Genomic DNA, 25,581 nt, shown 5'->3' with positions numbered 1-25,581 from the left:
TGCGCCCACATGGGTCCTTTCGACTGGCTGCCCCACGCGCCCCTTGAACCTTTGCAACTGGGTTGGCTGAACGGCGTCGAGCTGGCCGTGCTGCGCCTGGACCGTATCGATCCGCTGATCAGCGGCAACAAGTGGTTCAAGCTCACCGAGCACTTGGCCCAGGCCCGACACACAGGCGCCACGGGAGTGATGAGTCTCGGCGGTCCCTACTCCAACCATCTGCATGCACTGGCGGCGGCGGGCAAGCGCTTTGGTTTTTCCACGGTCGGCCTGCTGCGGGGCCATCCTCAAGACACCCCCACGGTTCTCGACCTCACAGCCTTCGGCATGCAACTGCATTGGCTCGGTTATGGCGGTTATCGGGCGCGGCATGAAGCGGGTTTCTGGTTACCTTGGCGCGAACAGTATCCTGGTTTTCATCCGATACCCGAAGGCGGCGGTGGGCTGGCCGGTGCGCAGGGCTGTGGCGTGTTGGTCGAGCAGGCGCGGGCGCAGTTGGGCAGCCTCGGTTGGACCGATTACGACGCCTGGTGGCTGGCGGCAGGTACCGGCACGACAGTGGCGGGGCTGGCACTGGCGGAGGCGGGTGCGCATCGGGTGTATGGTGCTCTGGCGGTGCCGGATGATCACGGTGTAGCGCAGAACGTGAGTGCCATCGTGCAGGACGGCTATACATTGCTGGACGCCAGTCGCGGTGGCTTTGCCAAGGTCGATCCGCTGTTGCTGGACTTCATCCAGTGCACCGAGCAAGCATGCGGTCTACCGTTGGAACCGGTCTACACCGGCAAGGCGCTGCTGGCATTGAAACAGCAGATCGAGGCCGGACGCTTTGCCCCCGGCACGCGCCTGATCTTCATCCACACCGGCGGCCTGCAAGGCCGCCGAGGCTTCAGCGACTGACGCAAACCCCTTGTGGGAGCGGGCTTGCCTGCGAAAGCGGTAGTGCAGTAGGAGATACTGTGGCTGACACACCGCCTTCGCGGGCAAGCCCGCTCCCACAAGGGAGTTGCGCTTAACTGATGGCCTGAGTTCAGTCGATGAATGGGTTGGCTTAAAGCCTCCTCCCACCCGGCATCATGCGCAGCGCCGTGTTATCGCGCACCACATAATGATGAAAGATCCCCGCCAGTGCATGCAGCCCGATCAACCAATAGCCGACCTGGGCGAACAGCACATGCCAGCCTTCAATCTCCTCGGCCAGCGCCTTGTTTTCCGCGATCAGCGGCGGCAATTCCATTCCATAGAACATCACCGAATGCCCTTTGGCACTGACGATCAACCAACCGGCAATCGGCAACCCGATCATCAACGCATACAGCGCCCAGTGCATCAGCTTCGCCAGCAGATTCTGCCATTGCGGCGGTGCCGGCACGATCTTCGGCGCCACCCCCAGGCTGCGTGCGAACAGGCGCAGCCATACCAGCACAAACACGGTAAGGCCGAGCATAAAGTGCATTTCCACAATCAGCGTGCGTGCGCCGCTGCCTTTGGGGAATTGCCCGCGCAGTTCAATGCAGGCGTAGACCACCGCCAGCAGCACCACCATCAACCAGTGCAACGCAATGGACATAGTGCTGTAGCGCGTATCGGAATTTTTCCACGGCATCGCTGTGTTCCTCACTCATCAGGGCATACCTCCATTCTTTAGCGATGGAGTGCATTAACTGTATGCCTGTTTTGAGCGCTGCGCTTGTTGCCAATGCCCTTGTCTTGACTTCGGTCAGTAGGCCTGCGGCATTTCCCCGCGGGCCAGTCGCTGGTTGATGTCACTGATGACCCGTGGCAGATCGGTGATGGTGTCAATCAGGTAGTGTGGACGTGAAGGTTCGAACATCGCCTCGATGCGCTGGCGCTCGCTGGCCAGTGTGTCGCTGTCCAGGGCGCGGAATTGCTCGTAGGTGAGGCCCAGCGCGTTGCCCGAGCAGGTCAGGGCCACGGTCCACATGCCGGCACGTCGGCCTTCGAGAATGCCCGGCACGGTGTCGTCGACCTTCACGCAGGCGGCCACATCATCAATGCCCAGGGCGATCACGTTGGCCAGTGCCTGGGCCGGCCAAGGGCGACCGTTGGGGACTTCGTCGGTAGCCACGACGTGGTCGGCGACATAGCCGTTGGTGGCAGCCAGGGCCACGACCTTGTCCATCACTTGCTTGGGATAGCCGGAGCAGGAGCCGATCTTGATCCCTTGCGCCCGCAGCGCTGCAATGGTGTCGAGGGCGCCGGGGATCAGGGCCGAGTGTTCAGCGATCTTCTCGATCTGCAGCGGCATGAAGCGCTGGTAAATGGCGGTCACATCGTCGTCGGTCGGCGTGCGGCCGAACGCCTTGCGGTAGCGTTCGGCAACCTGCGGCTGGTCGCAGAGGGTACGGATATGGTCCCACTTGCCCATGCCCATCGGACCACGGGCTTCCTCGATAGACACCTGCACGTCGAACTCGGCGAAGGCCTCGACAAAAATCTGCGTGGGGGCGAAGGAGCCGAAATCGACCACGGTGCCGGCCCAGTCGAGGATAACGGCCTGGAGGGTGTTGGGGTTTTGATAGTTCATGGTTCAGATCCTGTGGTAATGGGGGGAGTCAAATATCCAACACTTCCATTTCTTGCAGCACCTCGGCGATGGCCTCGACCGCCGCGCGCATGCCGGCTGCGTCGACATGGCCGATGCAGCCCACGCGAAAGGTTTCCACCTGGGTCAATTTGCCGGGGTACAGGATGAAACCCTTGGCCTTGACCCGTTCGTAGAAGTCCTTGAACTGGTAGCGCGGGTCTTTTGGGGCGTGGAAGGTGACGATGATCGGCGCCTGGATTGCCGCCGGCAGAAAGCTGCGCAGGCCCAGCGCAGCCATGCCATCCAGCAGTGCCTGGCAGTTGTCCGCGTAGCGTTGATGGCGGGCGGGCAGGCCGCCTTCTTCTGCGTATTGCAGCAGCGCCTCATGCAGGGCGGCAACCACGTGGGTCGGCGGGGTGAAGCGCCATTGTCCGGTCTTGGCCATATAGGTGTGCTGGTCGAACAGGTCCATCGCCAGGGAATGGCAGTTGCCCTGGGCCGCAGCCAGCGCCGCTTTTTCGGCAAAGACAAAGCCCATCCCCGGCACGCCTTCCAGGCATTTGCCCGAGGCGGCAATCAGCGCGTCGAAGGGGATTTCGCGGGCATTAATCGGTAGCGCGCCGAAGGAACTCATGGCGTCGATGATCAGGCGCTTGCCGTGGCGTTTGACCACCTCGGCGATCTGCGGCAACGGGTTGAGAATGCCCGTGCTGGTTTCGCAATGGATCAGCGCAACGTGGGTGATGGCGCTGTCAGAGCTCAACAGGCGATCCACATCGGCGGCAGTGGTGGGCTCGTCCTCGGCGGTTTCAAAGGTGCTGAATTCGCGGCCAAGCACCTCGCAGATTTTCGCCAGGCGCTTGCCGTAGGCGCCGTTGATCAACACCAGCACCTTGCCATTGCGGGGAACCAAGGTGCCGATCGCCGCTTCGACGGCGAAGGTGCCGCTGCCTTGCAGCGGCACGCAGTGGTGGCTGTCCGCACCGTTGAGGATCGCCAGCAGCTGCGTGCACACACTGGCTGTGAGCTGGTTGAAGCGGTCGTCCCACGACCCCCAATCCACCATCATCGCCTGGCGGGTGCGGGCCGAGGTGGTCAGGGGGCCGGGGGTCAACAGGATCGGCGCGGCAGTGGGCATATCAAATCCTCGCAAGGTGTTGGGGTTCAAGCTACGGCGCCTAAATTGCAGTTTGGCTTGTCATCAATCAAATTGTTTGTTGTTATGCGAGCTATCAGTGAGGCCGATAACGATGAACCTTTTCCAACTGCGTGCATTCGATGCCGTGGCCCGTGAGGGCAGTTTTACCCGCGCGGCGGCTCGGCTGTTTATCAGCCAGCCGGCAGTGACCGGGCATATCAAGGCGCTTGAGGAGCACTACCAGATCCCGCTGTTGCGCCGCACCGCCCGCCGGGTGGAGTTGACCGAGGAGGGCGCACGCCTGGCGGCCATCACGCGGGCGATCTTCGGTTTGGTCGACGAGGCGCAAACCATGCTGGAGGCCAACCGCCAGTTGCTCACCGGGCGCCTGGAAGTGGCGGCGGACGGCCCGCATTTGGTCATGCCGATGATCGCCAGCCTGCGCGCGCGCTACCCTGGCATTACCGTGAACCTGCGTTTGGGCAATGCTCAGGAAACCCTGGCGGCGCTGCTGTCCGAACATGCCGATGTGGCGGTGCTCACCGAGGTGGAGCCGCGCAATGGCCTGCACTTGCAACCCCTGGACGAGTCACGGATTTGCGCCTTGGTGCCGGCTGCGCATCCATGGGCCAGGCAGGCCAGCGGTATTGAACTGGCGCAGCTGCATGAGGTGATCATGGTGCTGCGCGAGCCCAGTTCTATCACCCGGCGCACCTTTGATGACGCGTGCCTTGCGGCGAATGTGCAACCCAAAGTGCTGCTGGAACTGGACAGTCGTGAAGCTGTGACCGAAGCGGTGGCGGCAGAGTTAGGGGTGGGCGTGGTGTCGTCGATGGAGGTCAGCCCGGACCCGCGTGTACAGGCGGTACCGATTCTGGGCGATGGCCTGCTGAACCGGCACATGCTCGGCTGCATGGAGCGGCGCCGCTCGCTGCGCTTGATTCAGGCGTTTTTCGAGTTGGCGTGAAGGCTCTCACGCACGATCTCCAGGAAGGTCGCGACCACGCGGCGTGAACTCTGCTCTTTCAGGCACACCAGGGTTTCTTTCATGCGTTGTGTGCAATCGCGGATCGGCATGGCGTATACCCGCGCGTCGGCGCCGAACTCTGCCGCCGACACCACGCCCACGCCAATTCCCACCACCACGGCTTCCCGGGCGGCTTCGCGGCCTTCCACCTGGATGGCCGGGCGAATGCGCAGGCCGGCCTGGCGCATTTCCTGCTCCAGGGTTTGACGGGTGACTGAGCCGGTTTCCCGCAGCACCAGCGGAGTGTTATCGAGGTCGGCCAGGCAAATCGATTCGCGCCCGGCCCAGGCATGGTCACGTGCGACAAAAGCCAGAAGTTGATCGTCGGGCAGCGGCAGTGACAACAGGCGCGGATCATCGACATCGCGCCCCAACAGCGCCAGGTCGGCCTGGTAGTTGTAAAGGCGCGACAGCGACTCATCGGTGTTGCCGGTTTCGATTTTCACGCTGATCCCAGGGTAGCGCTGGCAGAAGCGCGCAATCTGCGGCAGTACGTGCACGGGTGCATCCACCGCCAGGGTAAGGGTGCCGGTGAGCAGGGCGCGCGAATCCTGCAGCAATTCTTCGGCTTCGGCTTCGATCACAAACAGGCGCTGGGTGATGCCCAGCAGGCGCTCACCCAGATCGGTCAGGCGCACCGAGCGCTTGTTGCGGTGGAACAGCAACACGCCGAAGCGCTCTTCCAGTTTGCGCACCTGGTCGGAAATCGCAGGCTGGGTCAGGAACAGGCGTTCGGCCGCCCCGGTAAAACTGCCGTGAATGGCCACCGCATGGAAGGCTTTGAGCTGGGCATGGGAAACCGACATAGCGCGTCCTCTTACAAGCTGGGCTTATATTTGAAATACGATAAATCGATTTTACCTATGAGTCAGCCATTGCTTTCATGCGCCTCAGTCGCCGTAGGTTGAGTCCTACAACCACGGCTGCCATGGGGGCAGGCACACCGCACCCATCTGACCAATACCGCGCTCTCCAAGGCCCGGCATTGCAGTGCTCAACCATAAAAACAACAGGCGTTTTCTTTCGATTCTGCCGGCACACTCACACCTGAGGTCAGAACCACCATGAATATCCCTATGGGTAGCATCAAGCGTTGGCGCGTGCAGATTTTTGCCATCACCTGGCTGGCGTATGCCGCGTTCTATTTCACCCGCAAAGCGTTTTCAGTGGCGAAGCTGGGGATCGGCGACGACCCGAGTTTCCCCCTCGACAAAATGATGATGGCCAACCTGGATGGCCTCTACCTCGCCGCGTATGCCGTAGGCCAGTTCACTTGGGGCATGCTTGCCGACCGCTTTGGACCACGGGTGGTGGTGCTCGGTGGCTTGCTGATTTCCGCAGGCGCAGCGCTGGTGATGGGCACCTTTGCCACCTTGCCGATCTTTGTTACCTGCATGTTGGTACAGGGCTTGGCCCAGTCCACTGGCTGGTCGGGGCTGTGCAAGAACCTCGGCAGTTTCTTCCCGGCCCAGCAGCGTGGGCGGGTGCTGGGGTTATGGAGTTCGTGTTACGCGTTCGGCGGATTGGTCGCGTCACCGTTTGCCGGTTGGTGGGCCTATACGCTGATCGGTAGTTGGCATGCGGCGTTTATTTCCAGTGCCGCAGTGGTAGCGGTGGTGGCCGTGCTGTTCTTTATGTTCCAGCGCAATACCCCGCAGGATGTGGGCTTGCCGGCAGTCGAGCCTGAGCCGGTGCTGAGCGCCGAGCAGTTGGCCGCCCAGCAGCGCGTCAGCGTACTCGAACCCCTGCGCGCGATCCTGCGTAACCGCACAGTGTTGACCCTGGGGCTGGCGTACTTCCTGCTCAAGCCGGCGCGCTACGCGATTCTGTTGTGGGGGCCAGTGATCGTCTACGAGCAGATGCCGTCGGTGGGCAAGGTCGGCGCCGCCATCGTGCCCACCGCGTTTGAGTTGGCTGGTTTACTGGGGCCAGTGTTGATCGGCCTGGCCTCCGACAAACTGTTCGGCGCCCGGCGCATGCCCGCCTGTGTGCTGAGCCTGTTGGCGCTGACGGTTGCCCTGGCGCTTTTCATGGGCGCGCTGCACACCGGCAGTGTGGTGCTGGTTATGACGTTGCTGTTTGTCATGGGGCTGACGCTGTATGGGCCCGACTCAATGATCAGCAGCACGGCGGCCATCGACTTCGGCACCGCCAAGGCCGGCGCTACCGCCGCGGGTTTTGTGAACGGCTGCGGTTCGGTGGGGGCGATTCTGGGTGGTTTGCTGCCAGGCTATTTCGATACCGTGACGGTATTTATCGTGTTTGCCGGTGCGGCGCTGTTTTCTTCGTTGGTGCTGATGCCCTACTGGAATGCCAGGCCCGCCGTACTGGCCCAGGCGGGGGATTTTGTGCCGGACCGCAATGCGGTGATCAAACCCTTGCGCACCTGAGTACCCTGGCCGGTTTTTTGGTGGAACGAAGCGTTCTCGCGCTATAAACTCTGCCCCCAAAGCGCCGGCCAGTAGACGTTTCGGCGCGATGGAAATAAGAGAGTGAGTCATGGGCGCACAGTGGAAAGTCAAACATAAAGAAGCGGCAGCCAATGCCAAGGGCAAGATTTTCGGCAAGCTGGTGAAAGAAATCACCATCGCCGCCCGCAACGGCGCCGATACCGCGACCAACGCGCACCTGCGCCTGGTGGTGGAACAGGCCAAAAAAGCCTCGATGCCCAAGGAAACCCTGGACCGCGCAATCAAAAAGGGCGCCGGTCTGCTCGGTGAGACCGTGCAATACCACCGCGTGACCTACGAAGGTTTCGCGCCGCACCAGGTGCCTTTGATCGTCGAGTGCGTGACCGACAACATCAACCGCACCGTGGCGGAAATCCGCGTGGCCTTCCGCAAAGGCCAACTGGGCGCTTCCGGTTCGGTGGTCTGGGATTTCAACCATGTGGGCCTGATCGAAGCATCGCCGGACACGCCGGACGCTGATCCGGAAATGGCCGCTATCGAAGCGGGCGCCCAAGACTTTGAAGAGGGTGAAGAAGGCGCCACCTTGTTCATCACCGAAACCACCGACCTGGATGCTGTGCAGAAGGCCTTGCCGGAGCAGGGCTTCACCGTGCTGTCGGCCAAGCTGGGTTATATCTCCAAGAACCCGGTCAGCGGTTTGACCGATGAGCAGATGGCAGAAGTCGAGGCGTTCCTGGAAGGCCTGGACAACCATGATGATGTGCAGGATATGTTTGTCGGCCTGGCGGGCTGATGTTTATCTGAGTACACGCGGTCAACCTGTGGGAGCGGGCTTGCTCGCGAATGCGGTGTGACAGTCAACAGATGTATTGGCTGTTCCACCGCATTCGCGAGCAAGCCCGCTCCCACATTGGTTTAGTGGTGTTGCATAGATTCGAGCAAGACCTCAATTTCTTCAAAGCTCGGCCGCGCCAGCACATCCGGCTGGCAGCAGCGTTGTTGCAGTGCCTGCAAGCCTTCGTCACTGGCCTCAACCCGCTCCAACAATTCCCCCAGCAACACTCCGAACGCGCGCACTTCAATACGCTGCAGCGCACGGGTTTCCAACGTGTCCGCCGTGGCATGGAAGGACGCCGCGCCAAAGTCTCCCAGCAAGCAATCACCCGCTGCATTCCACAGGATATTGTGGCCATACAGGTCACCATGGGTAATGCCGTGCCGATGCAGGTGCGCCGCCACCGAAGCAATACCCCGCGCCATGCGCAGTGCCACATCCAGGCTGAAACGGGTGTCGGGGGCGTAGATGTCGCGCGTGCACGACGCCAGGCTCGGCAGGGCTGCGAGGTTGCGGTAACTGGGGTCGATCAGCTCCATCACCAGGGCGGCCTGGTTATCGGGATGGCCGACGACGCGTCCTTCAACCTTGATCAGGCTGGGATGCAGGCCGGCAGCGATGCAGGCTTGCATTTCATGCAGCGGTGAACCGTCGCTGGTGATGGTGCCTTTGTACAGCTTGACCGCGACCGGCAACGCTCGGGGTTTCCACAGCGCCTTGCGAATAATCCCCGAAGCGCCTTCGCCAAGGACTTCGCCCATGTCCAGTTCCTGCCAGGCGATGTTCGGCGTCGCCTCATCACTGCTCACCTGCACGGCCATTTCCACCGGGTTGCCGGCGTAGGCCAGCCAGGTCAGGCTCGGCAGGGTCAGCAGCCACTGCGGTAGTTGGGTGAGGCGGTTGGAGGCGATACGGATCAACTCCAGGTTTTGGCACTGGGCCAGGCTTGGCGGCAGGTCGGTCAACTGGTTACCGGCCAACATCAACTTTTGCAGTAACGGGCGCTGACCCAGTTCATCGGGCAATTGGCGGATGCAGTTGTCGGTGAGGATTAGCCAGCGCAATTGTGGCGGCAGGGCAGCGGCGGCTACCTGGCTGATCTGGTTGGCCTTGAAGCCGATCATGCTCAGCTTGGCGCACTGGCCCAGGCATTGCGGCAGTTCGGTAAAGGCGTTGTCCGAACAGAACAGCACACGCAGGTGCGTCAGGCGGTGCAGGTCGTCGGGCAGGCTGCTCAGGGCGTTGCCGGTGAGGTTGAGGATTTCCAGCGAGTCGGCCAGTTCGAAGATTTCCCGGGGAAACTCGGTCAGCCCGCAGGCCAGGTCCAGGCGTGTAGCGCCGGCCAATTGGCCAGCCTTGAGTTGGGCGAGGGTATTCATGCAGGGCGCGGTGCTCGGAAGAGGGCGTAAAAGGCGCTCATGATAGCGGCTCGGACGCGGTTTGCGGGCACAGCGTCTGCAATTGGCGCAGGCGACTGGCGGTGCGGGCGAGGTCGATGGCTTGGCCTTCCAGGCATTTATCCAAGGGCTGATGGCCGATCAGCGTCAGTTGCTTGTCCTGGTCGTAGAGCACGTCTACCAGATTGATAAAGCGCTGTTGCACGGCGATGGGGCATTCGGCCAACTGCGGCAGGCCGTCGATGATCCAGTGGTCGAAGTCCTGGCACAACAACAGGTAATCCATGACCGCCGTGAGTTGTTCGCACAGGTCATTGAAGGTGAACGCGATGGTTCGTGCCTGATGGCCTCGGCACGTTAACTGCCGAGTGCCGACCTTCAGGGTTTGCGCCGGGCAATCTGTGGCAGGCAGGCCCAGGTTTTCACGCTGGCCTGCCGTACCTGGCCAGACATACTGGCCGCCCGTGAAGCGCTGTTGCGCGTGGGCCTGGGCCAGGCTGCGAAAGTCCTGAGGCGCACTGACTTCCAGCACCTCCATGCGCGCGGCGATCAGCTCGATCACCGGCTTGAAACGCTCGTGGTACAGCGGGTTGGGCAGCAAGCCTTCGGGTGGGTAGTTGGAGGTCACCAGCACCAGCACACCGCGCTGGAACAGGGCCTTGAATAAACGGCTGATGAGCATCGCATCGCCGATGTCGTGCACGTGGAATTCGTCGAAACACAGCACTCGGCAGCCGGCCAGCAGCTCGTCCAGCGTGACGCCCAGAGCATCATCATGTCCGCGGTGCAGGAACATGCCTTGGTGCAGCCGGGCGAAGAAAGTGTGGAAATGCACACGTTGCTTCTCGGCGATGGGCAGTGCCTGGAAAAATCCATCCAGTAGCCAGCTTTTGCCACGCCCCACCGGGCCATGCAGGTACAGGCTGCGCGTGGCCTGGCCGTTGAGCAGGTGTTGAGCTTCGCGATTCAGGGCGGTAATCGCCCGGATTTGCCCATCACTGAGGGTATAGCCCTGTTGTTCGGCCTTTTTTTGAAAATACGCCGGGATAGGCGAGGCGTCCGAGGCGTCGGTTTTTTTACCCAGCAGGCGCTGGAGCAGGGCAAGCACGGCCAAGAATAAACACTCTGTATTACGGTGGTCGCTCACTGTAGGACGCCCGATGCCATTTGACCAATAGTGAAGGGCCCCAAGCCTTGCAAACTGGCACTTTCGCGTTAACTGGCTAACCTCATACACAGTTGTCACCCCTGTATAAGGAATTGGGGCTGTGAAGGGACCGTCGGTATTGGCTGTCATGGGCACGATGCTCTGCAACACGGTGTTTGCTGCGCAACTCCAGGTGCAGGTGCGCATCGACGTGCAGCGGGGTTGCCAGTTGGTGGGCACCACCCGCAATGCGGGCATCGAGCAACTTGGCGTATTGGATTTCGGCAGCGGCCCGCGTCTGGATGACCCGGCCGGCCCCCTGAGTGCGGCCCTGATCAGCCAGCGCCAGCCGCGCCTGGAATGTAACCCCGACACGCCTTACCAAATGCGCGTTGACGGCGGCCTGCATGGCGGCGTCGGCGAAGTGCGTTATCTCGCCAATCCGGCGCCCTCCAGTCGGCCCATCCCCTATCGAATCTATGCCGACGCCGCGCGGCTGATCCCCTTGCCGGTGGACGTGCCGATCAGCGGCCGCGTGCCGGACACCGGCTCTGTCGACCTGCCGCTGTATGGGCGCATCGAACCGCTCAAGGACATCCCCGCCGTCGGCCGTTATTCCGACCTGCTCAAGGTCACGGTCACATGGTAAGCCGCTACCTGGCCGTGACGGTCCTGGGTGGCCTGCTGTTGCTGGCGGATGACGCGCAGGCGGCGGTGGTCAACGGCCAGGTCCATGCGCGGTTGGTAATCACCGCCAGTTGCGAAGTGAGCAAGGGCGTGGAAACCGCGCCGGTCACACCCGAAGGCGGCACCGCGCTGTTGGACTTTGGCAGCCAGGGGCCGACGTGGAACGAGACCTTGGGCGCGGCGATCTCCGATGGCGACAAGGCGCCGCTGTCGGTGTCCTGCAATCCTTCGGTGGTCAGCAGTTTCACGGTGACCATCGACGGGGGTGCTAACGGCGACGGGACCACGCGGCGCCTGAGCAATGGCCGCCAGACCATTCCCTATCGACTGTCGGCTGACCCCCAGGGGCGCAGTGCCTACAGGATCGGCCAGCAACGCAATTTCGTCGTGACCCAGGGCACCCAGGTACCGATCCCGGTATTCGGTTCCGTGGTGGCGAATACCAGGGCCCTACCGGCCGGCCTCTACACAGACACCCTGACGGTGACTCTGGATTGGTAAACCATGAGGATGGATATCATGCATGTACTTGTATCGCGAATCGGCCTCTGTGCCCTGGGCCTGGGGCTGGCGTCCAGCCTGAACGCGGCGACCACGGTGACCGGGCAGATCAGTTCCAGCCTGACCTTGATCGCCAGTTGCCAAGTCAACGGCTCCGGGGCGGCCACCGGGTTGAATTTCGGTAGCTTGAACTTCGGCACCACCAACAGCCTGTTTACCAATGCCGACGCCCAGCTGCTCGGCGGCACCGGTACCGGCGGGGCGTTGTCGATCCTGTGTTCGGCTGGCACCGCGCCAACGATCAAGGTGCGTGCCGGCGCCCACGACGGTGCTTCCCCCGGTGGCACCCGTGCGCTGGCCGATGGCGTGGGTAACTTCGTGCCCTACGATTTCTACACTGACAGCGGGCGTTCAGCGCTGTTGGCGATTGACGGCGTGGTGACCCTCGCCACCAGTACCGGCGTGGCGCAGACCGTCAACCTTTACGGCCGGGCGGTGGGCAAGGCGGGACTGCCGGCGGGCACCTACACCGACACCGTGGCCGTGGAACTGACGTTCTAACGATGTGGCCCAGGGTGTTGCTCGCCATCGGCCTGGCGATACCGTTGCCGCTGTCGGCGGTGGTCAACCAGAGCTTCCAGGTGAGTGCGACCATCACGCCGGGCTGTCTGATCGTGGGCGGCGGCGCCAACTACGGCACCTTGGCCTACGGCAGCTATTCGGCCCTGGCCACCAGCACGGTCACAGCGGCTCTCACTGGCGGCGTAACCCTGCAATGCACACCGGGCGTGGCCCTGAGCATGAGCGTGGATGGCGGCCTGTACAGCAGCACCGGGCGCAATTTGCAGCTCAACAGTGGCAGCGCGCGGGTGGCTTACCAATTGTTTCGCGATGCGGCGTTCAGCCAGAGCCTGGGGATCAACCAGAGCGTCAGCGTGACCTACAGCGATGCGAGCAACATCAGCCTGCCGATTTACGGGCGGGTGGTTTTACCGGGCAATCAGCCTGGGGGGACGTACAGCGACACGCTGCAGGTGCAGCTGACGTGGTAGGGCTAACGGTTTTAAGGAGGGGTGTCATGGGTTGTGCTTTGCGACGGTTATGGACCGCGGGTTTCGCCTTGGGGGCGTTGTGCTCGGCAGGGTTTGTACAGGCGGCCAGTTCGGTGCTGATCTGGCCCATCGACCCGGTGCTGGAGGCTGACCAACAGGCCAGCGCGCTGTGGCTGGAGAACCGTGGCACCGAGACCGCCAACCTGCAGATCCGCGTGTTTGCCTGGAGCCAGAATGGCTTTGACGAGCAGTACCAGAACCAGCGCGATGTGATCGGCAGCCCGCCGGTGGCCAAGATCGAGCCGGGCCAGAAGCAACTGGTGCGCCTGACCCGCACCCGGGAAGTGCCGCCGGGGCAGGAGTTGGCCTATCGCATCATCATTGATGAAATCCCCTCGGCGTTGCAGGTGCCGGCGCCGCCGGAGGGCAAGAACACGGCGGCGGCGATTCGCTTTCAGATGCGTTATTCGGTGCCGCTGTTTGCCTACGGCGCCGGCTTGTGGAGCAAAGATGACGCTACCCGGCAGCGCGATCCCAAGGGCGCTGGCAAGCCGCAGTTAAGCTGGCAAAAGGTCAACGTGGCAGGGCGCAACTACATCGAGGTGCGCAACCAGGGCGCCGTGCATGCGCGGCTTACCGATGCGTCATTCAAACAGGGCGGGCAGACCCGGCCGTTGGTGGACGGTTTGCTCGGCTATGTGCTGCCGGGCGCGAGCATGCGTTGGCCGGTGCCGGACGCCGTATCGGCCGACCAGCCGTTGCAGGTCAGGGTCAACGGCGCGCCGCAACTGGAGAGCCTGGCGCCCAAGCGCTAACCGTTATGTAGCGCAACGGGCACACGCCCGGGTTTTCACAGGATGGAGATGTCCATTGAAGGACACAACGCCATGGTGAGTCGTGGTTGGGCTCGGGTTTTATGGCCGTCGGTGGCAGTGGCAAGCGGGCTGTGGGGCGCAGCGATGGCGGGCGACTTGCCGCCGCCGCCCGGCAGCATGGAGGCAGTTGCCGATGCACAGCTGTTTCTGGAACTGGTGGTCAACCAGATGGACACCGGCCGCGTTATCGCGGTCGAGCAGCGCGCCGGCCAGCTGTTTGTGCCGGCCAGCGCGTTGCAGGACGTGGGCATGAAACTGCCCGGTGAGCCCGTCGGCAGTGTGGCCCTGGACCAGGTGCCGGGCCTGCACAGCGACTACGACAGCAACGGCCAGCGCCTGCTGCTGGATGTGCCGCCTTCCTGGCTGCAGGAACAGTTCATCGGCAACCGCAATACCTATCCGCGTACCCAGGCCATGAGCAGCTTCGGCGCCTTGCTCAACTATGACGTGTATTTCAATGACACCGACGACGGCGGCAGTTACCTCGCGGCGTGGAACGAAGTGCGGCTGTTCGACACCTGGGGCACCTTGTCCAACACCGGGCAACTGCGCCAGACCCTGTCCGACGGAGTCAGCGGCGGTACCCTCAACAATGGTTACCGACGTTACGACACCACCTGGCGTTTCTCCGACGATGAGCGCCTGCTGACCTACGAGGCTGGCGACGTGATCAGCGGCGCGCTGCCCTGGAGCAGTTCGGTGCGCCTGGGCGGGGTGCAACTGTCGCGGGACTTTGCCGTGCGCCCCGACCTGGTCACGTACCCCTTGCCGCAGTTTGCCGGTGAGGCGGCGGTGCCGTCGTCGGTGGATCTGTTTATCAACGGCTATAAATCCGACAGCGCACAGTTGCAACCCGGCCCCTACACCCTGACCAACATCCCGTTTATCAACGGTGCCGGCGAGGCCGTGGTGGTCACCACCGATGCCCTGGGACGCCAAGTGTCGACCACGGTGCCGTTCTACGTCACCAGCACCTTGCTGCAACAAGGCTTGACGGATTTTTCGCTGGCCGCCGGTACCTTGCGCCGTGACTACACCCTGCGGGACTTCGGCTACGGGCCGGGCGTGGCCAGTGGCACGTTCCGCTACGGCTATTCCGATAACCTGACCCTGGAAAGCCACGCCGAAGCCTCCAGCGACCTGACCCTCGGCGGGCTCGGCGGCAACCTGCGCCTGGGCAACTTCGGCGTGCTCAATACCGCCCTCAGCCAGAGCCAGTTCGACAGCCGCACGGGCCAGCAACTGAGCCTCGGTTACCAGTACAACAGCACGCGCTACAGCTTTATGTACCAACGGGTGGAGCGCCGCGACGACTACGCCGACCTGACTCTGGTCGATACCCCTTACGCCAGCCTCAGCAAGCGCAGCGAGCAGGTGACCCTGAGCCTCAACCTCCAACGTTTCGGCAGCCTGGGCCTGGGTTATTTCGACGTGCAGGCGGCGGACGACTCGCGCACGCGCCTGCTCAACCTGAGCTGGAGCAAACCGTTGTGGCGCAACACCAGCTTTTATCTGTCAGCCAACCGCGAAATCGGTGACAGCAACTGGGCCATGCAGGCGCAACTGGTCATCCCGTTCGACCTCAACGGCAGCCTGGCCTTGAGTACCGAGCGCAGCAAGGACGGCGCCAGTCGCCAGCGCATCAACTACAGCCGCGCGGTGCCCAGCGAAGGCGGGGTGGGCTACAACCTCGGCTATGCCCAGGGCGATGCCCCCAGCTATCGACAGGCCGACCTGACCTGGCGCTTGCAGTCGGTGCAGTTGCAGGCCGGCGTGTACGGCAGCAGCGAGGCCATGACGCGCTGGGCCGATGCCAGCGGCTCACTGGTGTGGATGGGCGGCGAAACCTTTGCCGCCAACCGCATCAATGACGCCTTTGTGGTCGTGAGCACCCAGGGCTTTGCCGGGATTCCGGTGCGCTACGAAAACCAGCTGGTGGGCCAGACCGACCGCAACGGCCATTTGCTGGTGCCGTGGAGCAGTGCCTATTACCGCGGCAAATACGAGATCGACCCGTTGAACCTACCGGCGAATGTGCAAAGCCCCAATGTGGAACAGCGCGTGTCGGTGCGCCGAGGCAGTGGCTACCTGCTGGAATTCCCCCTGCGCCGGGTGCTCGCTGCAAGCATCACCCTGGTGGACCGCCAGCATCAGGAGTTGCCGCTGGGCAGCCTGGTGGTGCACGAGCAAAGCAACACCCAGGCGGTGGTCGGCTGGGATGGCCTGGTGTACCTGGAAAACCTCAGCGCCCACAACACCTTGCAGGTCACTTTGGGAGAGGGCCGCACCTGCCAGGCAACCTTCGATATGGACGAGCAGCAACAGGACGTGCCCTTGATCGGGCCATTAGTGTGCCAATGAGGGATTGAACAGGGAGTGTTCAGGTGAGGGGCAGCGTAGGGTTGTATGGCGTGGGTTTGTTGTTTTGCGGGCAGGCCATGGCGGCGTGTTCGGTGGTGTCCACCGTGCCGGCCAGTTTTGGTTCGATCAGTTCGATGACGGTGCGCACCGCCGCGCAAACCAGCTCTACGGCCAACTCAGGGTTGAGTTGCACCTCGGCGCTGATATCGCTGCTGGTGTCCACCGACCATTTTTACGCCACGATCACCTCGCCCCAGACCGGTATGGTCGGGCCGACCGGTGATGTGATCAGCTACACGATTTATGGCAACAACAGCACCAGCTATCCCATCACCCGTGGCAGCCAATTCGATTTCGGCGGCGCTGGCGGCATCGCCCAGAGCATCGGCCTGATCGCCGGGCCCGGCGCGAAAACTGTGCCGTTGTACCTGAGCAGCATCACTGGCAGCAACGTCGCCGCCGGGGTGTACACCGAGACATTGAGCATCGCCTGGGTGTGGAATTATTGCTCGGGGATCGGCCTTGGCGGCATTTGCCTGGGACGTGACATTGGCAGCGGCACGGCGTCCCTGACCGTCAGCATGACCGTGACCAACGATTGCCAGATCACCGCCCCGAATATCAGCTTCGGCAGCGCGCCGGTGGTCAGTGGGTTTAGTGCGGTGAGCGGGCAGACCATCAACATCGCCTGCACCAAGGGCAGCGCCTATACCGTGGGCTTGAGCGATGGCCAGAACCCGGTGAGTGTCGGCGGCCGGCGGCGCATGGTTTCCGGCGGCAATTACCTGGCCTATGACATTTTCAAAAGTGCCGGCACCACGCGTTGGGGCAGTGTCGGCGCGGCGCGGCGGGCCAGCTCCACGGCCGAGGTCAATCCCGGCAACGGCTTGGGTAATGGCAGCCAGGTGTACAACTACAACGCCAAGGTCTACACCGACCAGCCCACGCCGCCGGCTGGCACCTATCTGGATAACGTGGTGCTGGACGTCGGTTTCTAGAATGGCGTCTGCAACGCGGCGGCCTGATCCACCGGGCTGACCATCGCGTAGTTGTAGCCGCCGCCCGACCAGTAGTCGGCCTGCAAGCCATCGGCACTGCGGCTGCCGCGAGGCAGGAAACCGTTGTTCGGGCCCGGCGGGCGGATATAGAAGCTGATGCGCCGGCCTTGCGCGTCCTGGTACAGCACCATGGCTGCCGCGCCTTGGTCGGTGGTGAGCAGGCGCCCGCTGACCGGCTTGAAACCGGCTTGGCTCAGGTCGGGCAGGCGATGGGCCTGGTTGAAATAACGGTCGAGCCAGGCCTGCATGGTGCCAGGGTCCTGAGCGTTGTAGTCGGCGGGCATGATGCCGTCCTGGGCAAACAGGCGGTAGGCCTGCATGGCGTCGGTCATCGGCAACAGTGGCGGCTGGGTGGCTTCACGGGCGTGCCAACCGCCAACCCCGCCGAGGCTCACGGCGATCAGCAACAACGCCGCCGTGGCCAAGTGCCGACGGGACTGTTTCTTGATGCGCTGGCGAATCAGCGCCGGGTCCAATGCCGGGTTGTGCGGCTGTTGCAGGGCGCCGCTCAACGACGCGCGCAGCAACTGCGCATCTTGTTGCCAGGCCTGTACCCGGGCCGCCACTTCGGGGTGGCTGGCCAGCCAGGTTTCAAGCACACAGCGATCAGTGTCCGGCAATTGGTGATCGACGTAGGCATGTAAATCGCGTTCGCTGGGGGGCAGGCTGATCATTTGAGTCTCCGCAGGGCAGGGCCGGCCATTTCGCCATCGCTGAGCTGACGCAACGCTTGGCGTGCGCGGGACAGGCGTGACATTACGGTGCCGATGGGCACCTTGAGGATCTCGGCCACTTCCTTGTAGCTCAAGCCCTCGACGGACACCCACAGCAACAGGGCGCGCTGTTCGGTGTTCAGTTGGTCGAAGGCTTGCAGGGTGGATTGGGCCAGCACCGTGCGTTCTACCGAAGGTTGCACGTCATCGCGGCCGGTGAAGAATTCGAGCATGCGCGCATAGCGGCGGTTGCGGCGGTGGGCGTCGAGGAACTGCCGGTAGAGGATCGAAAACAGCCAGGCGCGCAGGTCGCCCTCGATACGTTTATCGGCCCAGGCGACGATCGCGCGCTCCAGGGTCGATTGCACCAGGTCATCGGCGCTGCTGCTGTTGCGCGTCAGGGACACGGCAAAACGCCGCAACCTGGGGATGAGTTCGCGTAACTGTTCGTCGAGTTCATGCATGGGTGTCTGGCTGATCACTACGCTGGGACTAGAGAGACGTCCGGCGTTGAAGGTTATTCCCCGTCCCGCAAAATAAATCCAGGGCCTGGGAATAGAGCCCATCGGCGTTCGTCTTAATGCTCCGACCTTATGTTTCAGCCTGAGGCCTCTGGCCCTGGAGTTCCTGCATGGTAGATCACTCATCACCACCCCGTCCTCCCTTGAGCACTGCGAGCCTGATCGCACGACTCGCCGGCATCGGTGCCGTGGTTGCGGTTGTTGCCGGCGCATTTGCCTACGTCAATGGCACGCTCGACCCACAACGCCTGCGGCCAAAAACCTTGGTCAATGCCCTGGAAACCAATAACGGCGTGCATCCGGGTTTTCGCCGTAACCATGCCAAGGGCGTATGCGTGGCGGGTTATTTCCAGAGCAGTACCGAGGCCCGTGCCTATTCCAGCGCCCAGGTGTTCAGCGAGGCCAAGACCCCGATCATCGGCCGGTTTGCCTTGCCCAGCGGCAACCCCTACGCGCCGGACAGCAGTGTGCCGATTCGCAGTTTCGCCGTGCAGTTCAGCCAGGCCAACGGCCAGCAATGGCGTACAGGGATGAACAGCATGCCGGTGTTCCCGGTGGGCACGCCCGAGGCGTTCTACCAGTTGCTCAAGGCCGGCGCGCCAGACCCGGCCACTGGCAAGCCGAACCCGTCGAGCATGCCGGCTTTTTTTGCCGCACACCCGGAGACAGCGCCATTCTTGGCCTGGGTCAAGACCGCCAGGCCATCGGCCAGTTATGCGACTGAAACCTATAACGGCATCAACGCGTTTTACCTGGTGGCTGCCGATGGTTCGCGCCAGGCCGTGCGTTGGGAGGTGGTGCCCCAGAGCCAGGATGCGGCGGGTGATACCGCACCTGCTGGCAGTGACTTCCTGGAGCAGGATTTGGTGCGACGCCTGGCTGCTGGGCCCTTGCGTTGGCAGTTGAACATGACCCTGGCCAACCCCGGCGACCCGCTGGACGACGCAAGCAAGACTTGGACCGGCGCGCACAAGGTACTCAACGCCGGCACGTTGGTGTTGCAAAGCAGCCAGCCCCAGGCAGACGGTGATTGCCGCGATATCAACTTTGACCCGTTGATTCTGCCCAGTGGTATCCAAGCCTCCAACGACCCCTTGCTGGCCGCACGTTCGGCCGCGTATGCCAGTTCGTACCTGCGCCGCGCCGGTGAAGTCAGCCCGTTGCACAGCGCCCCACAGGAGTCGAAGCCATGAATGCTCAACCACGGTTCTTTGCGCCCTTGGCGCGCGTGTTGCACTGGCTGATGGCGTTGATGATCATCGCCATGCTGTTTATCGGCGCGGGTCTGGCGGCGTCGGTGTCGGAGCGCCATGAGTGGCTGATCCACCTGCACAAGCCGCTGGGCATTGCGATTCTGGCACTGGTGATCGTGCGCCTGGCGGTACGTTTTTCCACCCGTCAGCCGCCGTTACCAGCGGATTTGCCGGTGTGGCAGAGGCTGGCAGCCAAGGCCTCTCATGTGCTGTTGTACGCGTTGATGCTGGTGTTGCCGCTGCTGGGTTGGGCGATGATTTCAGCGGCCGGTGACCCGGTGATGCTCAGTAGTAACCTGCAACTGCCCGCGCTGCTGGGGGCGAATGCGCCGTTGTTTGCGTTGTTGCGCAAGGCTCACGGTTATTTGGCCTATCTGCTGTTTCTCACCGTGCTGGTGCATCTGGCAGCCGCGTTATTCCACGGTTTGATCCGCCGCGATGGTGTCTTGCAAAGCATGACCGGCAGCAAGGATTGACAGCTTCTGGTGGCGAGCAAGCTCGCTCGTCACCAGAGCTCGCCTCAGGGGTTAGCGCAAACGCCCGACGATATCAGCGACGCTGCTCAAGACGTCCTTGCCCAACTGTTTCGAACGATCGCCTGACCAGCCAGTTCGCAGGTTGGGTGCGTCGTCGTTGTCCTTGAAAGGCATTTCCAGGGTCAGGGACAGGCAGTCGTACTTTTCCCCCACCGCGTTGCAGGCCAGGGTCATGTTGGCTTGGCCAGGCAGGTCGCGGGTGTAGCCGTGGGTGGTCTGGAAGTCTCGGGTCAGGTGGCTCAAATGGCTGCGGAAATGTTTTTCCAGGGCTTCGATGCGCGGCGTGTAGCCGGGGTTGCCTTCGCAGGCGGCGGTGAACACGTAGGGGATTTCTTCATCGCCGTGGATGTCGAGGAACATATCCACGCCGTATTTTTCCATCTGTTGCTGGACGAACAGGACTTCCGGGCTGAGTTCCTGGCTGGCGCTTTGCCATGCGCGGTTAAGGTCCTGGCCCATGGCGTTGGTGCGCAGGTGGCCATGGAAGGCGCCATCCGGGTTCATGTTCGGTACCAGGTACAGGTCTGCGACGGCCAGCAGTTTTTTTCAGTTCGTCGTCGCCGTCCTTTTGCAGGCGCTCAATCACGCCCTCCATAAACCACTCGGCCATGTGCTCGCCGGGGTGCTGCTGGGCGATGATCCACACCTTGCGCCGGCCTTCGATCCCTTTGCCACGGCGCAGCAGTTGGATATCGCGGCCTTCAGCGCTCTTGCCGGTGGCTAGCAGGGTGACCCCGGCGTACTTCAGGGCTTGCTCGATCAACCAGTCATGACGTTCACGGCTGTAGGGCTCGAAGTAGGCAAACCAGGCGTACTTTTGCCGGGTCTGGAGGGTGATGTGCAGGATCTCGCCATCAAAGCGCGTCGGTACCCGGAACCAGTTGATATGGTCATAGGACGCCACGGCGTTGTAACCGCTCCAGGCATGCTTGTAGGACGAGCGCCCTGCGTTGCTCAAGCGAAAGGTGTGGGTGTGCCCCACGTGCATGCCTTCGGCCTTGAAGTGGAACCATTGGTAGTGATCGCTGCGGGTGTCGGGATTGATTGCCAGCAACAACTGATAAGCGTCGCTGGCATCCAGGACCTGGATGTTGCCGCTGTCGAAGTCGGTGCTGATCTTGATGGAGGTCAAGGCCACGGTCATAGTCTGGTTGCCTGAATATGAGTGATGTGGCGGCTATCTTACACAGGCGTTCGGTAAAACCTGGATGCAAAAATTGTTGCAGGGGGAGGGGGCGTCATCCCTGACGCCGCCGCAGCTTAGAGTCTATGAGATTGATTCTCAAGCGCTAATTCGCAGAGATACGCGCTAGAGCACTCGGACGACTTTCGTTGGGCGATAGTCTTTTGCTACCATGCGCGGCATCAAGCAACACACAGTCTTCATTAGCCTGAAGCCACGCCAGGAAAACTGGCAAAAAAAAGACCCGGCCAAAGAGCCGGGTCAAAAACCGTGATTAGCCTGATGAGGAGATATTCCAAGAGTCCGACCTAAGGTCTCTTGGTCTATCGACTGATCTTGCGATCAGCTGAGCCCAATAATAATCATTATCATTTGCAAGTCAAATGTTTTTATCCGTGGGATAGAAATATTTTTCTTTCATGCCTGCTACGCGTTTGCCGCCGCTCTGGGCGCTTGCAACGACCGCTCCACCATCGCCTTCGCCATATCGATCAAATACACCACTGAAAACGCCAGGTCGCGTTGGTTGCCCTGATGGCTGCACGCCGACTCGTAGGCGGTTGCCGCTGCACTGCGCAACAGGTCCGAGGCGTGTATCAGGGCTTCCTCCTGGCTGACATCGGATTTGATCGCGAACATGGCCCCGTCCGAATCCGGCGTCGACCGATTTTCTTTCAAGTAGTAGTCCAGTGCGCGCTGGGCTGCGCCACTGTTGCACATGTCGTTTACTTCAGTCAGTTCGGATGTGTCGGGCGTTGGGTGTGTGCGGGTCGTCATAAGTGGCAGTACTCCGGTGGGTGTCGAAATCCTTGGGCTTGATGATAGTACGTATCGTATTCCTGTCGTTTTATGGATTACTACAAACTGTTTATTGCCCGCAAAAATGGGCGCCGTATTGTGATGCGCCATGGATAACTGGATAGCGTTGGTCAAAGCCAACATGAAAGACCGCAAGGTCACGCAGGATGAACTGGCGCAGCGCCTGGGGATGTCCCAGGGCGGCATCGGCCATTGGCTCAATAAACGCCGCGTGCCGAGCCTGGCGGACATGAACCGCGTGCTGGCCGAACTGGGGTTGGGGTATTTGGAGGTGGCGCTGGAGATTCGTGAACGGGCCGCGCAAGTGCCTGAACGGGAAGCGCACTACAACCGGTATTTCCGCTACCCGGTCAGCGACTGGAAGCAGGCCTGCGAGCTGCGTGAAGAGCGTGCGCCTTATAGCACCGAGCGCTACGAATTGACCGATTACCACGCCCGAGGCGAGGCATTCTGGCTGCCGGTGACGGGAGACGCCATGACCGCCCCCACGGGCATGAGCATTGCGGCTGGCATGATGATCCTGGTTGACCCGGCCATCGCGCCCGAGCCCGGCAGGCTGGTGGTGGCCCAATGGGCTGGCACCCCCCAGGCCACCTTTCGCCGATTGCAGGAAGAAAGCGGCCAGCACTACCTGGTGCCGCTCAACCCCACTTACCCCAAGGTGCTGCTCACCGACGGCTGCCGCCTCCTGGGTGTGGTGGTGCAAGCCACGGCGAAGTTCTAGCCTGCCGTTTCAAGCTCCACCAGCGCGCTGCCTTCTGCCACCATTTCACCTTCCTGGCAGAACAGCGCCTTGACCACCCCGGCGTGGGGCGCCCGGATGCTGTGCTCCATCTTCATGGCTTCGAGCACCACCAGTTGAGCGCCGGCTTCAACAGTTTGGCCCACCTCCACAAGTACTCGCACGATGCTGCCGTTCATCGGTGCGGTGAGGCCGCCCTGATGAGATTGACTGGCCTCGACCGCCGCAATCGGGTCGAACAGGCTGACGGCATGCATCTCGCCGTCCCAACGCAGGTACAGGCTGCCTTCACTGCGCACCGCCAGATGAGCACGGCGCACGCCCTGATGTTCAGTCAGCAACTGTTCGCCGCATAACTGAGACGGTTGCCCGGTCAGTGTCACCAACCGATCCTGCCCATTGCAGCTCAGGTGCAGCGACACCTCGGCAGGCAGGCCCGCACGAAAGCCCTGGCGATTGGCCCAAGGCCCGTCACCCGCCGGCAAGCTCTGCATAAACGCCGAGCCCGCCGCCTGCCAGAACTCATCGCTCAAGGCCCCTGGCGTCGGCAACAGCTCATCGTGATAGCGCGGGATAAACCCGGTGTCCAACTCGGCGGCGGCAAACGCAGGGTGCCCGATGATGCGCCGCAAAAAGCCCAGGTTGGTCTTGAGCCCGCCGACCGCAAACTCATCCAGCATGCTCAATAAGCGCAGGCGCGCCTGTTCGCGGTCTTCACCCCAGGCAATCAACTTGCCGAGCATCGGGTCGTAGAAGGGCGACACGCTGTCGCCTTGCTCGACGCCACTGTCCACGCGGCGTCCAGGGCCCTGGCTGGACTCGCGGTACAGCGCCAGGTGCCCGGTGGCGGGCAGAAAGTCATTGGCCGGGTCTTCGGCATACAACCGCACTTCAATTGCATGACCGTTCAACGCGACCTGTTCTTGCGTGATCGGTAGCGCCTCACCCTGGGCCACCCGGATCTGCCAGGCCACCAGGTCGAGGCCGGTAATCGCTTCGGTCACCGGATGCTCCACTTGCAACCGCGTGTTCATCTCCATAAAGAAAAACTCGCCACGGGCATCCAGCAAAAACTCCACCGTACCTGCGCCCACATACCCGATGGCCTGGGCAGCGCGCACGGCCGCTTCGCCCATGGCCCGGCGCTGCTCGACACTCAAGCCGGGTGCCGGGGCTTCTTCCACGACTTTCTGATGGCGCCGCTGGATCGAGCAGTCGCGCTCATTGAGATACAGGCAATGACCTTGCTGGTCGGCGAACACTTGGATCTCGACATGCCGCGGCTTGAGCAGGTATTTCTCCACCAGCATCTGCCCGTTGCCGAACGACGACAGCGCCTCACGCTGGGCGGAGGCCAGGGCTTCGGCCAGTTGGCTGACGTCCTCGACCACCTTCATACCCTTGCCACCGCCGCCCGCCGTGGCCTTGAGCAGCACCGGGTAGCCGATACGCTCACAGGCGGCGCGGAAGGTCTCCAGGTCCTGGGCCTCGCCGTGATAACCCGGCACAAGGGGTACGCCGGCCGTCTCCATCAGGGCCTTGGCCGCGGATTTGCTGCCCATGGCGTCGATGGCCGAGGCGGGCGGGCCGAGGAAGATCAGGCCTGCCGCCTCGATGGCACGGGCGAAGCCGGCGTTTTCTGAAAGGAAGCCGTAGCCGGGGTGAATCGCCTGGGCGCCGCTGGCGTGGGCGGCGGCAATCAGCTTGTCGATTTGCAGGTAACTGTCGGTGGCTTTGCTGCCGCCCAGGTCGACGCGGATATCGGCTTCACGGCTATGGCGGGCATCGCGGTCGATGGCGCTGTGCACAGCCACGGTGGTCAACCCCATGGCCTTGGCGGTGCGCATGACCCGGCAGGCGATCTCGCCACGGTTGGCCACCAGAACGGTGGTGAGTGTGCTCATGAGCGTGGCTCCTGATTTTGCCAACTTGGCGCACGCTTTTGCAGAAACGCGCGCAAACCTTCCTGGCCCTCGGCGCTCACCCGAATACGCGCAATGGCATTTTCGCAATAGCGTCGCAATGCGGGGGTGAGGGCACCGTTGCCCACTTCGCGCAGCAAATCCTTACTGGCACGCATGGCCGCCGGGCTGTTTTGCAGCAGGTTGGTGACCCACAGGTCCACCTGTTGATCCAGGCTCTCGGCCGGATAACTGTCCGCCAGCAAGCCGATCTCCCGTGCGCGCTGGCCGCCGAACCGCTCGGCTGTCAGTGCATAACGACGGGCAGCGCGTTCGCCGATGGCCTGCACCACGAACGGGCTGATCACCGCCGGCGCCAGGCCGATACGCACTTCCGACAGGCAGAACTGGGCGTCGTCGGCACCGATGGCCATGTCACAGCAGCTGATCAGGCCCAGCGCGCCCCCGTAGGCCGCGCCTTGCACCACCGCCAACGTGGGGATTTTCAGCTTGGACAGGTTGTACATCAGCTCTGCCAGTTCCCGGGCGTCGTCCAGGTTGGTGTGGTAGTCCAACTCGGCCGATTGCTGCATCCAGGCCAGGTCGGCACCGGCGCTGAAGTGCTTGCCACGCCCGCGCAGTACCAGGAAGCGCAGGGACGGGTCGCCTTGTACGCGGTCAAGGGCCAGGATCAGCTCGCGGATCATCTGGGCGTTGAACGCGTTGTTCTTGGCTTCGCGGCTGAGCCACAGCGTGGCAAAGCCACGGCGGTCAGTGATCAGTTCGAGGGTGTTGAAGTCGCTCATGCAAGGAGCTCCATAATATGAGAGGCCTGCTGTAGGAGCGAGCTTGCTCGCGAAGATCGTCAACGATAAC

Annotated in this window: 25 protein-coding genes and 1 pseudogene; 14 read left to right on the top strand and 12 right to left on the bottom strand. The window is 62.4% G+C overall.

The window, feature by feature from the left end; translation table 11 throughout:
* Positions 1-9: 9 nt before the first annotated feature.
* Positions 10-900: a 1-aminocyclopropane-1-carboxylate deaminase/D-cysteine desulfhydrase gene (locus AB9N64_RS06650; protein WP_371360071.1), complete on the top strand. Its 891-nt coding sequence runs from the start codon at positions 10-12 to the stop codon at positions 898-900.
* A 151-nt stretch (positions 901-1,051) separates the two neighbouring features.
* Here the strand turns inward: AB9N64_RS06650 and AB9N64_RS06645 are convergent, their stop codons facing one another.
* From AB9N64_RS06645 to AB9N64_RS06635, 3 genes are all read right to left on the bottom strand, one after another.
* On the bottom strand, positions 1,052-1,606 hold the full coding sequence (locus AB9N64_RS06645; RefSeq protein WP_014718978.1) for a cytochrome b: 555 nt from the start codon (positions 1,604-1,606) through the stop codon (positions 1,052-1,054).
* Between the two features lie 114 nt (positions 1,607-1,720).
* Positions 1,721-2,548, bottom strand: coding sequence for a phosphonoacetaldehyde hydrolase (gene phnX, locus AB9N64_RS06640; protein WP_371360070.1), 828 nt, complete (start codon positions 2,546-2,548; stop codon positions 1,721-1,723).
* Positions 2,549-2,576: 28 nt separating this feature from the next.
* Positions 2,577-3,686, bottom strand: a complete 1,110-nt coding sequence (locus AB9N64_RS06635; protein ID WP_371360069.1) for a 2-aminoethylphosphonate--pyruvate transaminase — start codon at positions 3,684-3,686, stop codon at positions 2,577-2,579.
* A gap of 112 nt (positions 3,687-3,798) precedes the next feature.
* On the opposite strand from AB9N64_RS06635, the gene AB9N64_RS06630 reads away from it, so the two are divergent.
* A complete protein-coding gene (locus tag AB9N64_RS06630) occupies positions 3,799-4,653 on the top strand; it encodes a LysR substrate-binding domain-containing protein (RefSeq protein WP_014718975.1) in 855 nt (284 codons plus the stop codon).
* Here AB9N64_RS06630 and AB9N64_RS06625 read toward each other — a convergent pair.
* Positions 4,629-5,519: a LysR substrate-binding domain-containing protein gene (locus AB9N64_RS06625; protein ID WP_014718974.1), complete on the bottom strand. Its 891-nt coding sequence runs from the start codon at positions 5,517-5,519 to the stop codon at positions 4,629-4,631. The two genes, AB9N64_RS06630 and AB9N64_RS06625, sit on opposite strands and share 25 nt — an antisense overlap.
* A 258-nt stretch (positions 5,520-5,777) precedes the next feature.
* Between AB9N64_RS06625 and AB9N64_RS06620 the strand changes: the two genes are divergently transcribed.
* Together AB9N64_RS06620 and AB9N64_RS06615 are read left to right on the top strand one after the other, a co-directional pair.
* Positions 5,778-7,103, top strand: a complete 1,326-nt coding sequence (locus AB9N64_RS06620; protein ID WP_020302353.1) for an MFS transporter — start codon at positions 5,778-5,780, stop codon at positions 7,101-7,103.
* Between the two features lie 109 nt (positions 7,104-7,212).
* Positions 7,213-7,917, top strand: a complete 705-nt coding sequence (locus tag AB9N64_RS06615) for a YebC/PmpR family DNA-binding transcriptional regulator (RefSeq protein WP_371360068.1) — start codon at positions 7,213-7,215, stop codon at positions 7,915-7,917.
* Between the two features lie 122 nt (positions 7,918-8,039).
* On the opposite strand, the gene AB9N64_RS06610 is transcribed toward AB9N64_RS06615, so the two are convergent.
* On the bottom strand, positions 8,040-9,338 hold the full coding sequence (locus tag AB9N64_RS06610) for a protein kinase (RefSeq protein WP_371360067.1): 1,299 nt from the start codon (positions 9,336-9,338) through the stop codon (positions 8,040-8,042).
* A gap of 37 nt (positions 9,339-9,375) precedes the next feature.
* The gene (gene zapE / locus AB9N64_RS06605) at positions 9,376-10,470 is read right to left on the bottom strand and encodes a cell division protein ZapE (protein ID WP_371360066.1); all 1,095 of its coding nucleotides are present in this window, start codon (positions 10,468-10,470) and stop codon (positions 9,376-9,378) included.
* A gap of 190 nt (positions 10,471-10,660) precedes the next feature.
* Between zapE and AB9N64_RS06600 the strand changes: the two genes are divergently transcribed.
* The 7 genes from AB9N64_RS06600 to AB9N64_RS06570 all read left to right on the top strand — a co-directional run bounded on the left by AB9N64_RS06600 (position 10,661) and on the right by AB9N64_RS06570 (position 16,977).
* On the top strand, positions 10,661-11,152 hold the full coding sequence (locus tag AB9N64_RS06600) for a spore coat U domain-containing protein (protein WP_198833309.1): 492 nt from the start codon (positions 10,661-10,663) through the stop codon (positions 11,150-11,152).
* On the top strand, positions 11,146-11,691 hold the full coding sequence (locus tag AB9N64_RS06595; protein WP_371360065.1) for a spore coat protein U domain-containing protein: 546 nt from the start codon (positions 11,146-11,148) through the stop codon (positions 11,689-11,691). The genes AB9N64_RS06600 and AB9N64_RS06595 overlap by 7 nt, the downstream gene beginning before the upstream one ends.
* A gap of 18 nt (positions 11,692-11,709) precedes the next feature.
* Complete coding sequence (locus AB9N64_RS06590; RefSeq protein ID WP_003192220.1) at positions 11,710-12,252, top strand: spore coat protein U domain-containing protein; 543 nt, start codon at positions 11,710-11,712, stop codon at positions 12,250-12,252.
* A gap of 2 nt (positions 12,253-12,254) precedes the next feature.
* Positions 12,255-12,743, top strand: a complete 489-nt coding sequence (locus AB9N64_RS06585) for a spore coat U domain-containing protein (RefSeq protein ID WP_014718968.1) — start codon at positions 12,255-12,257, stop codon at positions 12,741-12,743.
* Positions 12,744-12,769: 26 nt separating this feature from the next.
* Entirely contained in the window at positions 12,770-13,558 is a 789-nt protein-coding gene (locus tag AB9N64_RS06580; RefSeq protein WP_014718967.1) for a molecular chaperone, read from the top strand.
* A 72-nt stretch (positions 13,559-13,630) separates the two neighbouring features.
* Positions 13,631-15,979: a fimbria/pilus outer membrane usher protein gene (locus AB9N64_RS06575; RefSeq protein WP_168224557.1), complete on the top strand. Its 2,349-nt coding sequence runs from the start codon at positions 13,631-13,633 to the stop codon at positions 15,977-15,979.
* A 77-nt stretch (positions 15,980-16,056) separates the two neighbouring features.
* The gene (locus AB9N64_RS06570; RefSeq protein WP_014718965.1) at positions 16,057-16,977 is read left to right on the top strand and encodes a spore coat U domain-containing protein; all 921 of its coding nucleotides are present in this window, start codon (positions 16,057-16,059) and stop codon (positions 16,975-16,977) included.
* Here AB9N64_RS06570 and AB9N64_RS06565 read toward each other — a convergent pair.
* Both AB9N64_RS06565 and AB9N64_RS06560 read right to left on the bottom strand, forming a co-directional pair.
* Complete coding sequence (locus AB9N64_RS06565; protein WP_014718964.1) at positions 16,974-17,711, bottom strand: anti-sigma factor; 738 nt, start codon at positions 17,709-17,711, stop codon at positions 16,974-16,976. The two genes, AB9N64_RS06570 and AB9N64_RS06565, sit on opposite strands and share 4 nt — an antisense overlap.
* Positions 17,708-18,214, bottom strand: a complete 507-nt coding sequence (locus AB9N64_RS06560; protein WP_014718963.1) for a sigma-70 family RNA polymerase sigma factor — start codon at positions 18,212-18,214, stop codon at positions 17,708-17,710. The genes AB9N64_RS06565 and AB9N64_RS06560 overlap by 4 nt, the downstream gene beginning before the upstream one ends.
* A 167-nt stretch (positions 18,215-18,381) precedes the next feature.
* Here AB9N64_RS06560 and AB9N64_RS06555 point away from each other — a divergent pair, with 167 nt between their 5' ends.
* Positions 18,382-19,464: a catalase family peroxidase gene (locus AB9N64_RS06555; protein ID WP_014718962.1), complete on the top strand. Its 1,083-nt coding sequence runs from the start codon at positions 18,382-18,384 to the stop codon at positions 19,462-19,464.
* Positions 19,461-20,000: a cytochrome b gene (locus AB9N64_RS06550; protein WP_003192209.1), complete on the top strand. Its 540-nt coding sequence runs from the start codon at positions 19,461-19,463 to the stop codon at positions 19,998-20,000. Before AB9N64_RS06555 ends, AB9N64_RS06550 begins: the two co-directional genes overlap by 4 nt.
* Positions 20,001-20,051: 51 nt before the next feature.
* On the opposite strand, the pseudogene AB9N64_RS06545 reads toward AB9N64_RS06550, so the two are convergent.
* A pseudogene (locus AB9N64_RS06545) lies at positions 20,052-21,204 on the bottom strand (M14-type cytosolic carboxypeptidase).
* Positions 21,205-21,669: 465 nt separating this feature from the next.
* Complete coding sequence (locus AB9N64_RS06540) at positions 21,670-21,963, bottom strand: DUF6124 family protein (RefSeq protein ID WP_014718960.1); 294 nt, start codon at positions 21,961-21,963, stop codon at positions 21,670-21,672.
* Positions 21,964-22,150: 187 nt separating this feature from the next.
* Between AB9N64_RS06540 and AB9N64_RS06535 the strand changes: the two genes are divergently transcribed.
* On the top strand, positions 22,151-22,786 hold the full coding sequence (locus AB9N64_RS06535; RefSeq protein ID WP_073453423.1) for a LexA family transcriptional regulator: 636 nt from the start codon (positions 22,151-22,153) through the stop codon (positions 22,784-22,786).
* Here AB9N64_RS06535 and AB9N64_RS06530 read toward each other — a convergent pair.
* Together AB9N64_RS06530 and AB9N64_RS06525 are read right to left on the bottom strand one after the other, a co-directional pair.
* Complete coding sequence (locus AB9N64_RS06530) at positions 22,783-24,708, bottom strand: biotin carboxylase N-terminal domain-containing protein (protein ID WP_371360064.1); 1,926 nt, start codon at positions 24,706-24,708, stop codon at positions 22,783-22,785. The genes AB9N64_RS06535 and AB9N64_RS06530 overlap by 4 nt on opposite strands.
* Positions 24,705-25,511, bottom strand: coding sequence for a gamma-carboxygeranoyl-CoA hydratase (locus AB9N64_RS06525; protein ID WP_014718957.1), 807 nt, complete (start codon positions 25,509-25,511; stop codon positions 24,705-24,707). The genes AB9N64_RS06530 and AB9N64_RS06525 overlap by 4 nt, the downstream gene beginning before the upstream one ends.
* Positions 25,512-25,581 lie beyond the last annotated feature (70 nt).

The sequence above is a fragment of the Pseudomonas sp. KT_2_4 genome, assembly GCF_041410225.1.
In the GTDB taxonomy this organism is placed as follows: domain Bacteria; phylum Pseudomonadota; class Gammaproteobacteria; order Pseudomonadales; family Pseudomonadaceae; genus Aquipseudomonas; species Aquipseudomonas paracarnis.
This window is presented reverse-complemented; position numbering and strand designations above follow the sequence as displayed.